General features: G+C 53.7%; 12 protein-coding genes. 11 read left to right on the forward strand and 1 reads right to left on the reverse strand.

Annotated elements, in window-relative coordinates; all coding sequences use genetic code 11:
- Window positions 1-166: 166 nt before the first annotated feature.
- From N1249_RS10935 to N1249_RS10955, 5 genes are all read left to right on the forward strand, one after another.
- Complete coding sequence (locus N1249_RS10935; protein WP_259838091.1) at window positions 167-1,159, forward strand: sensor domain-containing diguanylate cyclase; 993 nt, start codon at window positions 167-169, stop codon at window positions 1,157-1,159.
- A gap of 53 nt (window positions 1,160-1,212) precedes the next feature.
- Entirely contained in the window at window positions 1,213-2,178 is a 966-nt protein-coding gene (locus tag N1249_RS10940) for a diguanylate cyclase (RefSeq protein ID WP_259837717.1), read from the forward strand.
- Between the two features lie 82 nt (window positions 2,179-2,260).
- The gene (locus tag N1249_RS10945) at window positions 2,261-2,788 is read left to right on the forward strand and encodes a GNAT family N-acetyltransferase (RefSeq protein WP_259837718.1); all 528 of its coding nucleotides are present in this window, start codon (window positions 2,261-2,263) and stop codon (window positions 2,786-2,788) included.
- A 116-nt stretch (window positions 2,789-2,904) separates the two neighbouring features.
- Window positions 2,905-4,356, forward strand: coding sequence for a tagaturonate reductase (locus N1249_RS10950; protein ID WP_259837720.1), 1,452 nt, complete (start codon window positions 2,905-2,907; stop codon window positions 4,354-4,356).
- Window positions 4,357-4,599: 243 nt separating this feature from the next.
- The gene (locus N1249_RS10955; protein WP_259837721.1) at window positions 4,600-5,514 is read left to right on the forward strand and encodes a bestrophin family protein; all 915 of its coding nucleotides are present in this window, start codon (window positions 4,600-4,602) and stop codon (window positions 5,512-5,514) included.
- Here N1249_RS10955 and N1249_RS10960 read toward each other — a convergent pair.
- A complete protein-coding gene (locus N1249_RS10960; RefSeq protein WP_259837740.1) occupies window positions 5,502-6,050 on the reverse strand; it encodes a GNAT family N-acetyltransferase in 549 nt (182 codons plus the stop codon). The two genes, N1249_RS10955 and N1249_RS10960, sit on opposite strands and share 13 nt — an antisense overlap.
- Window positions 6,051-6,168: 118 nt before the next feature.
- Here N1249_RS10960 and N1249_RS10965 point away from each other — a divergent pair, with 118 nt between their 5' ends.
- The 6 genes from N1249_RS10965 to N1249_RS10990 all read left to right on the forward strand — a co-directional run bounded on the left by N1249_RS10965 (window position 6,169) and on the right by N1249_RS10990 (window position 11,647).
- Window positions 6,169-6,639 (forward strand): GNAT family N-acetyltransferase, encoded by a 471-nt coding sequence (locus N1249_RS10965; RefSeq protein ID WP_259837742.1) that lies wholly within the window; start codon window positions 6,169-6,171, stop codon window positions 6,637-6,639.
- A 12-nt stretch (window positions 6,640-6,651) separates the two neighbouring features.
- Entirely contained in the window at window positions 6,652-7,092 is a 441-nt protein-coding gene (locus N1249_RS10970) for a GNAT family N-acetyltransferase (protein ID WP_259837744.1), read from the forward strand.
- A gap of 151 nt (window positions 7,093-7,243) precedes the next feature.
- Window positions 7,244-8,239, forward strand: a complete 996-nt coding sequence (locus N1249_RS10975; RefSeq protein ID WP_259837745.1) for an alpha/beta fold hydrolase — start codon at window positions 7,244-7,246, stop codon at window positions 8,237-8,239.
- Window positions 8,240-8,283: 44 nt separating this feature from the next.
- A complete protein-coding gene (locus N1249_RS10980; protein ID WP_259837747.1) occupies window positions 8,284-9,024 on the forward strand; it encodes a response regulator in 741 nt (246 codons plus the stop codon).
- Window positions 9,021-10,319, forward strand: a complete 1,299-nt coding sequence (locus N1249_RS10985) for an ATP-binding protein (RefSeq protein ID WP_259837749.1) — start codon at window positions 9,021-9,023, stop codon at window positions 10,317-10,319. Before N1249_RS10980 ends, N1249_RS10985 begins: the two co-directional genes overlap by 4 nt.
- Window positions 10,320-10,456: 137 nt before the next feature.
- Complete coding sequence (locus tag N1249_RS10990; protein WP_259837751.1) at window positions 10,457-11,647, forward strand: cytochrome c biogenesis protein/redoxin; 1,191 nt, start codon at window positions 10,457-10,459, stop codon at window positions 11,645-11,647.
- The last annotated feature ends 145 nt before the right edge of the window (window positions 11,648-11,792 follow it).

Raw genomic sequence — 11,792 nt, forward strand, 5'->3', positions numbered from 1 at the left:
GGTAGAATGCGACATTGATGTTAACGATTCGCTGATAAATTGCTTGCTACGCATTTTTAAGCTCAATAAGATACCGCAAGAAATATATCGGAAAAATCGTGGCATGAACGGAACTGACAAACTCAGTAACAATCCTCGCTTACCAGGAAGTCGGTTTGTCAAACGTATGTACCTGATGCGTATTCTCGGTACATTGCTCTGTTTTATTCCGATCCTCTGCGTCTTGATCGAACATCAACGTTCAGTCTGGCTAATGATTCTCCTGGGGGCGAATGCCTTTGTCTGGCCGACGCTTGCCTGGTTTCGTTCGCGAAAATCACCGGTGCCTCTGGAGACGGAACATCAAAATCTGGTGTTTGATGCCGGCGCGGGGGGCTTCTGGATTGCCATGATGGCGGTCAACCCGCTGCCCTCGGTGGTGATTGCCACCATTTTGCTTGCCGACCGGCTTTCTGCGGGCGGTTTTACGCTGATGAAGAGAGCCGCCGCTGCGATGCTGGGTGTGTTTCTTGTGAGCTGGCTGACCCAGGGAATGGCGGTCGATCTGTTTGTCTCCCAGCGGACCATGTTCGCGACCTTACCCCTGATAGCCATTTACCTTATCGCCCTGAGCGTGCTCACCGACAGTATCGCGCTGCGTTTACGGATTAAAAGCCGTGAGCTTGAGCGGATCGCGATGATGGATCCGCTGCTGGATATCGCTAACCGGCGTTTGCTCGAAAAACGTATTGATAATGAGCTGAAGAAGCTTCAGCAGGCGTGCCGTGAATCGGCACTGATGTTTATCGACATCGACAATTTTAAGGACGTGAACGACCGGTTTGGCCACAAGGTGGGTGATGCCATGCTGGCGACCGTTTCACAAATATTGCATCTGGCGACACGGCCCGCCGACACCCCGGCGCGGCTGGGGGGCGACGAGTTTGTTATCCTGTTGCCCGATACCACCATCGATGAGGCCCATATCGTGGCAACACGCATTATGGAAGCCACCGCGATAATGAAAGATGTGGCGCAAGAGGCTGTGCATTGCACGCTCAGTATTGGTATAGCGTGTGCCACGCGCGACATGAGAAGCGTTACAGACTGGCTACAGGCCGCAGATAGCGCGCTTTATCAGGCCAAGCGTGAAGGCAAGAACAGAATATTCGCACACTGAAAATGTCTCTGTTTAGGCTACGCTTTTAAGAGAACTAAGCGTCAGGAGACAGTATGAAAGCACCTGAATTCCCTGCAAATGAAACGGAACGTCTGAACTCTCTGCGAGAGTCAGGGCTACTTGATATTGATGGCTCAGAAGCCTTTGACCGGTTAACCCGGCTGGCAAAGCGTTTCTTCCAGGTCCCGCTGGCGATGGTCAATGTGGTGGCCGAACACGAGCTGGTGGCCAGATCTATCGATGGCACAGCCAACTGCACTTATCCCCGCAATATCTCATTTTGCGGTCATACCATTCTGCACTCTGCGCCGCTGGTGGTGGCGGATACCCATCAGGATGAGCGTTTTGCCGATAATCCGCTGGTGACCGGGCAGCCGGGTATCCGGTTTTATGCCGGGATGCCACTGCGTCTACGCGATGGCGCCAGTGTGGGATCGCTGTGTCTTGTCGATTTTTCGCCGCGCGAGTTTTCAGAGACCGATCTTTCCGTGTTGAGCGACCTCGGCGCGCTGGTGGAGGATGAGTTTGCGGCCATCAGTGCGGCAACGACCGACGAACTGACCGGGTTATATAACCGTCGCGGGTTTAATCAGTTCGTCAATTTTGCGCTTTCTGTGGCCCGGCGCCGCGCAGAGCCGGTTACGCTGGGCTGGATCGATCTGGATCAGTTCAAACAGATTAACGACAGGTTTGGGCATGAAGAGGGCGATAAAGCGTTAACAGCAATGGCCGACCTTTTACGGGCGTCGTTCCGTGAGGCGGATCTGCTGGTGCGTTTTGGCGGCGATGAGTTCGCCGTGCTGTTCGCCGACACAGATGAGCAGGGGGCGTGGATTGCCATGCAGTATCTTACCGAGCAGGTTGCCCTGTATAACGAGCGCAAATTGCATCCCTGGGCGCTGAAGTTCTCCTGGGGCGTTAGCGAATTTGATCACAACCGCAACGATCAGCAGCAGTGGCTGAAAGATGCCGACGAGAAAATGTTCACCATGAAGCGTGAGCGGGGACATTCCCGCTAGCATAACAAAATCCTATGCTTGCGCGCATTGCGTTAAATTATTGTTAAATGCAAAGTGAGGGGACTCAACACAAGGAAATACAATGACAACCTCACTGACTCTCCGGTCACTCTCCCGGGATGACGTACTCGCGCATATTGATGCGCTGGCCGACATCCTCGAAAACTGCGTTAACGGCGGTGCTTCCGTCAGCTTTATGCTGCCATTTACCCACGAAAAAGCTCGCGCATTCTGGCTTGGCGTCGCGGAAAGCGTTGGCCGCCAGGAGCGCACCGTGCTGGCCTGTGCCGATGAGCAGGGTGAACTGATCGGTACGGTACAGCTGATAACCGATCAACCTGAAAACCAGCCTCACCGTGCGGATGTCGCGAAACTGCTGGTGCATGAGAAAGCGCGGCGTAAAGGCGCAGCGATGGCCCTGATGGAAGCTCTGGAAGCGGAGGCCAGAAAGCATGGTGTGTCGGTTCTTGTACTGGATACATCTACAGGTAGTGGCGCAGAGACGTTCTATGAGCGCGCGGGCTGGCAAAAAGTGGGTGAAATTCCGCGCTATGCCTTAATGCCTGACGGCACTATGACGGCTACTTCGGTGTTCTATAAATTCTTGTGATTATTTTTCACAATTGCTTCATGAATTGATCAAAACAGGGGTCATGGTCGAAAAGTTTTGATAAGTTATTACACCAATCTTATCAGGCTGTATGACTAATCAAAAAGGACCCCATTGTGAACACACTCAACCGTCGTGATTTCCCCGGTGCTCTCTACCCAGAACGTATCATTCAGTTTGGTGAAGGCAACTTCCTGCGCGCCTTCGTAGACTGGCAAATCGACCTGCTTAACGAACATACCGATCTTAACTCTGGCGTGGTGATTGTCCGCCCAATCAAGAGCGATTTCCCGCCGTCACTGAGCACTCAGGATGGTCTGTACACCACCATTATTCGTGGCCTGAACGAGCAGGGCGAAGCCGTAAGCGATGCGCGTCTTATCCGCTCTGTTAATCGCGAACTCAGCGTTTACGACCAGTACGATGAGTTTCTGAAGTTGGCGCACAACCCGGACATGCGTTTTGTGTTCTCTAACACCACGGAAGCAGGCATCAGCTACCATGCGGACGACAAGTTCGACGATGCTCCGGCCGTGAGCTACCCGGCGAAGCTGACGCGCCTGCTGTTCGAACGTTTCAGCCACTTTAACGGTGCGGCGGATAAAGGCTGGATCATCATTCCGTGTGAGTTGATTGATTACAATGGCGACGCATTGCGTGAACTGGTGCTGCGCTATGCGCAGGAGTGGGCGTTACCGGCGGCATTTACCCAATGGCTGAATGATGCAAACAGCTTCTGCTCCACCCTGGTTGACCGTATCGTTACCGGTTATCCGCGTGATGAAGTGGCTGCACTGGAAGCGCAACTGGGTTATCACGACGGTTTCCTTGATACCGCTGAGCACTTCTATCTGTTTGTGATTCAGGGCCCTAAATCACTTGCCAGCGAACTGCGTCTGGACAAACTGCCGCTTAACGTGCTGATTGTTGACGACATCAAACCGTACAAAGAGCGTAAGGTCGCTATTCTCAACGGTGCGCACACGGCGCTGGTTCCGGTTGCATACCAGGCCGGTCTGGATACGGTGGGTGAAGCAATGAACGACGCAGAAGTATGCGCGTTTGTTGAAAAAGCGATTTACGAAGAGATCATTCCGGTGCTGGATCTGCCGCGTGATGAGCTGGAATCCTTCGCCAGCGCGGTAACCGGGCGTTTCCGTAACCCGTACATCAAGCACCAGCTGCTGTCTATCGCGCTGAACGGCATGACGAAATTCCGTACCCGTATTCTTCCGCAGCTGCTGGCAGGGCAGAAAGCCACCGGTAAATTGCCTGCGCGCCTGACGTTTGCTCTGGCGGCACTGATTGCGTTCTACCGCGCTGAACGCCGGGGCGAAAGCTACCCGGTTCAGGACGATGCTCACTGGCTGGAACGCTATCAACAACTGTGGACGCAACACCACGACAAACAGATCAGCACCAGTGAACTGGTGAAATCTGTACTCAGCGTCAGCGAACACTGGGAGCAAGATCTCACTCAGGTTAGCGGATTGGTAGAACAAGTTACGCTGGATCTGGATGCCATTCTGCATCAGGGGATGCGTGACGCGGTAAAACCGCTCTGCTAAGGCCTGAAATGCGCTCATTCTGAGCGGGCGGACACAAGGGGAACAGCACTTCAGGGCTTTCCCCTTTATTTGAATAAATCATTAGTTACAACATACTATTTGCTGCTCTTTTTAAAAAGCAGACTTCAGCACCGTGCGGCCTGGGCTAATCAGTACAGGAAAAGCAATGTTCTATTAACATGCTTGCAACCGTGAAGGGGATCACGTTTAATAGCCACGCTCTTTACCTTTCTGAAGCTGACTATGATTGTTCGTCCTCAACAGCACTGGCTGCGTCTGATTTTTGTCTGGCACGGCTCTGTACTGCCTAAAATCTACACCCGGTTGTTTCTTAACTTCCTGCTTTCCATCGCCGTGATCCTGATGTTGCCGTGGTATACCTCGCTTGGCATCAAATTCACCGTTGCGCCGTTCAGCATCCTGGGTGTGGCCATCGCCATATTTCTGGGTTTCAAAAATAACGCCTGCTATTCGCGCTATGTAGAGGCTCGCCTGCTTTGGGGGCAACTGATGATAGCGGCACGCTCGCTGTTTCGCGAGGTAAAAAACACCTTGCCGGACGATCCGCATCTGGGGGAGTTTGTCCGCCTGCAAATTGCTTTTGCGCATTGTTTAAGGATGACCCTGCGACGTCAACCGCAGGCAGAGCAGCTCGCAGGCTATATGTCCGCTGACAATCTGCGTCGGGTGATGGATTCCAGTTCTCCGGCGAACCGCATTCTGCTGTTGATGGGGGAATGGCTCGCCGTAAGACGCCGGGAAGGGCAGCTTTCCGACATTCTGTTCCACAGTCTGAATAACCGCCTCAACGATATGTCGGTTGTGCTTTCCGGCTGCGAGCGTATCGCCACCACGCCCGTGCCGTTCGCCTACACGCTTATCTTGCACCGCACGGTGTACCTGTTCTGCATTATGCTGCCGTTCGCACTGGTTGTGGACCTGCACTACATGACACCATTCGTCTCCGCGCTGATTTCCTACACTTTTATCTCGCTGGATACGCTGGCAGAAGAGCTGGAAGATCCGTTTGGCACCGAAGACAACGATTTGCCGTTAGACGCCATCTGTAACGCGATGGAACGTGATCTGTTACAGATGAACGATGAAGAGGTGATACCGGAAAGACTGCTGCCGGATAAGCACTATCAGCTGACGTAACGGGCGTTCCACTCGTCGCGGGTGATCTCCCACAGCTCAGAGTCCAGCAGGCCGCTGACGTACTCTTTCTTTTCTGTTCTGATAAGTCTCATGCCGCTACTGGCAGAAATTCGCTGAGAGCGGCTGTTGTCCGCCGCTTTCGGCGCCCGCAGCACCGGCTTATTCAGGGTGTTAAACCAGAAATCCGTTGCGGCAATGCTGGCTTCACGCATGTAACCCTGTCCTTGCCACTCCGGTGCCAGCCAAAAGCCACGGTTGTTATCTTCGACGTCATACAGGCAGATAAGCCCCATCAGCTCGTCAGGGGCTTCCTGGCGGCGAAGCGTCCAGAACCAGGCCACGCCTTTCTCCACATCCGGCAAGGCAACATTGTTCACGTAATTTTCCGCGCCGTTATCCGGGTAAGGCCAGGGGACCGTGGCCACCATATAACGCACAATTTCCCAGCGTGGATAGAGCCGCTGGATTTGCGGCGCATCTTCCGCCGTCAGCGGTTTCAGCAACAAACGTTCCGTCTTTAACGTGGGTGTCGTCATCCGTTGATCTCCTTTTTTAAGCGTTATGCTTTTGTTTGCCTTCTGGTATTTTCATCTTTACCACATTCCATCATGGCGTGCTGTGTTTCATTCACTACTACTCTTTGCAGGGGGCGCAATGACGTTAAGACAGGCAGAGCCGAAAGAGGCTGAAATACTCTGGAACATTCGCAATCAGGCGATCCGTTTTGGCTGTAAATCCAGTTACGATGCGGACGTGATCGCCCGCTGGACGCCGGAGCTGATGCCAGAGCACTATCGGCACATGGTGGTGGCTAACCCGTTTTATGTGGTTGAGGATGACAATGGACACATTGTGGCGACGGGATATCTGGACCTGGAAACCCAGAGCGTTGAGGCGATTTTTACCTTGCCTGGCGCATCTGGAAAAGGGTTTGCAACACAGATTATCCATGCCCTGATCTCAGAGGCCAGAACGCGCGGAATGACGCGTATTAGCCTATCTTCAACGCCAAACGCGCACACCTTTTATCAAAATCATGGTTTCGTTACGCTCGGGGAGAGTCGTCATTTTTCCCGTATGGCGGAAGCCGAGTTACGCTGTTTTGAAATGGTTTTAGATCTGTAATGTGAGGAAAACATGGCAGTTACAGTAAGAGCAGTACGTGCAGAAGATTACCCGCAGTGGCGCCCGCTCTGGGACGGTTACACGCATTTTTATGACTGTGTACTGGATGAGTCTGTCACCGCATCCACCTGGGAACGGGCGCTGAACCCGCACTCATCGATGTTTTGCCGGGTGGCAGAAAGCGAAGGGCGCGTGATTGGGTTTGCAATGTGTGTCCTGCACGAAGGTACCTGGTCGACGGCACCCATTTGCTATCTCGAAGATCTGTTTGTGGATGCCGCGATGCGTGGGGCCGGAACCGGCCAGGCGCTGATCGATGCGCTGATGGAAGAAGGTAAGCGCGAAGGATGGTCAAAACTCTACTGGGTAACACGCCAGAATAACCCTGCGCGGAAACTGTATGACCGTTTCGGCGAAGCCGATGACTATGTTCGCTACCGCATTTCGCTGTAACGCTCCGCAGAATTAGCCTGTGTTTGTATCACACTGTATCTGATGTTGAGATACATACACAGGCTTGCAAAAAAGCCGTTTCCACACACATCCGCTATACATAAATTTGTTGTGATATCCCCGTCAAACATACTCAAACGGAGATACCAACATGTTTACTCAATTCACTTCCTCAGCATTAGCATTGACCGTTTCACTTGGCACCGTGATGTCCTGCCAGGCTGAAGTCACCGGCAAAGATTACACCGCCGCGTTTAACCAGGTTCATCAGATCAACGCAGGCGATCTGAACGTGGGATATGTGGATATCGGCCCGAAAGATGGACAGCCTGTCATTCTGTTACACGGCTGGCCGTACGACATTCACAGTTATGCCGATGTTGCTCCTGCGTTGGCGGCGGAAGGCTATCGCGTTATTGTGCCTTCACTGCGTGGTTACGGCACAACCCGTTTTCTGTCAGATAAAACGCCGCGTAACGGACAGCCTTCAGCCCTGGCAAAAGACATTGTGAATCTGATGGACGCGCTGAATATCAAACAGGCTGTTTTCGCTGGTTACGACTGGGGGGCTCGCACCGCAGATATCGTGGCCGCACTGTGGCCAGAACGCGTGAAATCGCTGGTTTCCGTTAGTGGTTATCTGATTGGCAGCCAGGCCGTCGGCAAACAGCCACTGCCACCGAAAGCCGAGCTGCAATGGTGGTATCAGTTCTATTTTGCAACAGAACGTGGTGCGCAGGGTTATGCCAAAAACACCCACGACTTCGCCCGTTTAATCTGGTCTCAGGCTTCACCAGACTGGAAATTCAGCGATGCCACATTTAATGCCAGCGCCAAATCACTGGACAACCCGGACCACGTCGCGGTCACCCTCAGTAATTACCGCTGGCGTTTAGGACTGGAAAAAGGCGAACACAAATACGACAGCTACGAACAAAAACTGGCGACATTACCGACCATCAGCGTACCGACCATCACCATTGAAGGCGGTAACAACGGCGCGCCACACCCGGCACCTGAAGCGTACGCCAGTAAATTTACCGGCAAATATGAACATCGCACCTTTGGGGCAACCGTTGGTCACAATCCTCCGCAGGAAGATCCGCAAGATTTCGTGAAAGCGGTCGTCGACGCGGACAAGCTCTGAAATGTGCTATTTTCAATACGTTACCCTTCATTCAGGAGCGTTCGGTGGAGCATATTGATCATATCCTTGTCGTCGATGACGACAGGGATATTCGTGAGTTAATCGTCGATTATCTTGTGAAGTCTGGTTATCACGCGTCTGGTGCCGCCAACGGTAAAGAGATGCATGTGATCCTGGATAAACAGCATGTCGATTTGTTGGTACTGGATGTGATGATGCCCGGCGATGACGGGCTCACGCTTTGTCGCCAGTTGCGCAGCAGTAAGCATAAAGATCTGCCGATTTTAATGCTGACCGCGCGCAATGAAGATACCGACCGCATCCTCGGTCTGGAAATGGGGGCGGACGACTATGTGGTCAAGCCCTTCGTTGCCCGAGAGTTGCTGGCGCGGATCAAAGCCATTTTGCGCCGTTTCCGTACCATGCCGCCCAATCTACAGGTGACTGAGGCCGGGCGGTTAGTGGTGTTTGGTGAATGGCAACTGGATACCGTTGCCCGCCATCTGATTGATAACGAAGGTATGATTGTGGCGTTAAGCGGGGCGGAATACCGGCTATTACGCGTGTTCCTGGACCACCCCCAGCGCGTGCTGACGCGGGATCAACTACTGAATCTGACCCAGGGGCGCGATGCCGAGCTGTTTGAACGCTCAATCGATCTTCTGGTCAGCCGCGTGCGCCAGCGTCTTAACGAAGACGCCCGGACACCGGCCTACATCAAAACCGTGCGCAGCGAAGGTTATGTCTTTACGATGCCGGTCACGATCAAAGAGGCCAATGAATGAGGCTCTGGCCGCGCTCGTTACTTGCGCGTCTGCTGATCATTGTCCTGGCGGGACTTTTGCTGGCCAACTCGCTCAGTCTGACGCTGGTTATGTATGAGCGAATGCGCAGTGCCCGCACCGTGATGCTCGGCAACCTGGAATATGATGTAGCTACCAGCGTGGCGATCCTCGACCGGCTGCCGGCGAACGAACGCGCGGCCTGGCTGCCCCGGCTCGAACGCGGCAATTATCGTTATATCCTTGGGGAGGGAGAGGCAGGTGAAGCCCCACAGGATAAACGGTCCCGGGATGCGATCCGTACATTAACCGATACCCTTGCTGCCCAATACCCGCTGCGCTTCACAGCCGTCCCCGGGCCGGTTTCGCATATTCAGGCTCACCTGCAACTGCACGACGGCGCACCGCTCACCATCGACCTGATCCCTCGAATGCCACCGGTTGCCAGCTGGCTGCCGGTGGTACTGGTTCTGCAACTGTTGCTTGTCGCGTTGTGTTCCTGGATTGCGGTACGCCAGGTGGTGCGGCCATTTTCGCAGTTCACCCGTGCGGTTGATTCGCTTGATCCTTCGGCCAACACCCCGATGACGGAGCAGGGGCCGGTTGAAGTTCACCGGGCGGCGCACGCCTTTAATGCCATGCAATCCCGTATTCAGGCTTATCTGCGCGAGCGCACGCAAATTCTGGCCTCGATTTCACACGACCTCCAGACGCCAATCACCCGAATGAAGCTGCGCGTTGAAATGGCGGATCAACCCGAACTGCGCGATAAGCTATTAAATGATTTAGATAATATGTCGCGCCTGGTACGGGAAGGTATTGCCTATGCCCGGTCATCAGAACCTCTGGAAGAAACCTCGTTAAAACTGGAGCTGAACGCCTGGATTAACAGCATCGTGTGTGACTACCAGGATATCGGTAAAAACGTGCAGTTTCAGGCAACAGACACTCGCCTGCCGCTGACAACACGCCCGCAGGCCTTGCGCCGCGTGATGACTAACTTGCTGGATAATGCGCTTAAGTTTGGCGATCGTGCAGTTATCACCCTTAATGACCGTGAGCCTGAACATATCGTCATTAATATCAGGGATAACGGGCCCGGCATTCCTGAAGCCGAGCTGGAAGCCGTGTTGCAGCCCTTTTACCGGGTCGAAACGTCGCGTAATCGCGATACCGGCGGCACCGGATTAGGGCTGGCCATTGCCGCGCAGCTAACCGCCCAGCTTAATGGCACACTGCAACTTAACAACCGCACGGAAGGCGGGCTCGACGTGGTTATCACCTTACCCCGCAGTTAATTGTACGGCTTTGTATCAAACAGGGAGGGAGATACAGTGCCTCACAAAACGCGTTGTTTTGCACATCGTCTGAACACATCAACACGCTGAAATGTCCTCACTGCAACGTCGCAGATAATCTGTCCTGTGAGGTCATTATGTTTCTGATTATCGCTTTCCTGGGCGGGATGATAAGCCTGCTCAGCCCATGTACGCTTCCCGTGATCCCGCTGCTGTTTGCCGGATTTCAGGGGCAACGCCGTCATCTTCTTGCGCTATTTGCCGGTATGATCGTGATGTTCACTCTGGTTGCCATGCTGGTGACGGCGGCAAGCGAGTGGATTGTGAACGCCACCCGGGTTGGGCGCTGGGCCGCGCTGCTGGTTCTGGCGATCGCGGCACTGGCGTTAATCTTTCCTCAGTTTGCCCAGCGTATTGCAGGGCCCGTAGTCAGCGCGGGGAATGCCCTGAATAACCGAAGCACGCAGACGCGCGGGATGTTGTCTGCATTTCTGGCCGGGCTTGCGGTTGGTCTGCTGTGGTCGCCCTGCGCCGGGCCGATACTGGGGGCGATTTTCAGCATTAATATCGCCGGACATTCGTCCATTACGACCGGTGCGCTGCTGATTGCTTACGGCAGTGGGTGCGCCCTGATGCTGGCTCTGCTGGCAGCCGGAGGACGTACGCTGATGGCGCCGCTGAGAGCAAAATCGGTGCTGATGGCTCGGTTACGCCAGGGCGCAGGCGTTGTAATGCTGGCGGCCGTTGTGTTCAATGCCACAGGTCTTACCTCAACCTTAAAAGGGGCGAATGGCCTTGCCGACAGTCTGGAAAATTCGCTGCTGAGCCTGGCCAGGCCGGCAACAACGCAGCCAAAATTACAGCCTGTTGTGCAGGAGGCGCCGCGTAGCGACCTGCCTTCGTTGAGTGGTGGCACGGGCTGGATAAATGGCGACCCGGTCACCCCTGAATCTTTAAAAGGGAAGGTGGTGCTGATCGATTTCTGGACGTGGGATTGCATCAACTGCCAGCATACACTGCCATATGTGCGCGACTGGGCGAACAAATACCAGTCTCAGGGCCTGGTGGTCATTGGGGTACACACACCGGAATATCCCTGGGAGAAACCGCTCTCCTCGGTGAAAGAAGCAGTGAATAAATGGCAGCTCCCGTACCGCGTTGTGGCGGACAACAACTACCAGATCTGGAACGCTTTTGGGAACCAGTACTGGCCAGCGCATTACTATTTCGATGCCAAAGGGCAGCTGCGTTATACCTCATTTGGCGAAGGAAATTATGACAAGCAAGAACAGGTGATTCAGCAACTGCTGAAAGAGGCCAGAACATAAAGTGATGGCGTGTCGCCTTAATATCTTTTTTTAAAGCGACACGCCTTAACAATATGTGCTTTTTAAATATTGGTTTTATTTCATTCATTCTTGGCGATTCGTGCGCTAATGATTTAATCGTTTTACATAGATTTACAACGATGGT

Origin of the sequence: Enterobacter sp. CP102 (genome assembly GCF_025152625.1) — a bacterium.
Taxonomy (GTDB): Bacteria; Pseudomonadota; Gammaproteobacteria; order Enterobacterales; family Enterobacteriaceae; genus Enterobacter; species Enterobacter soli.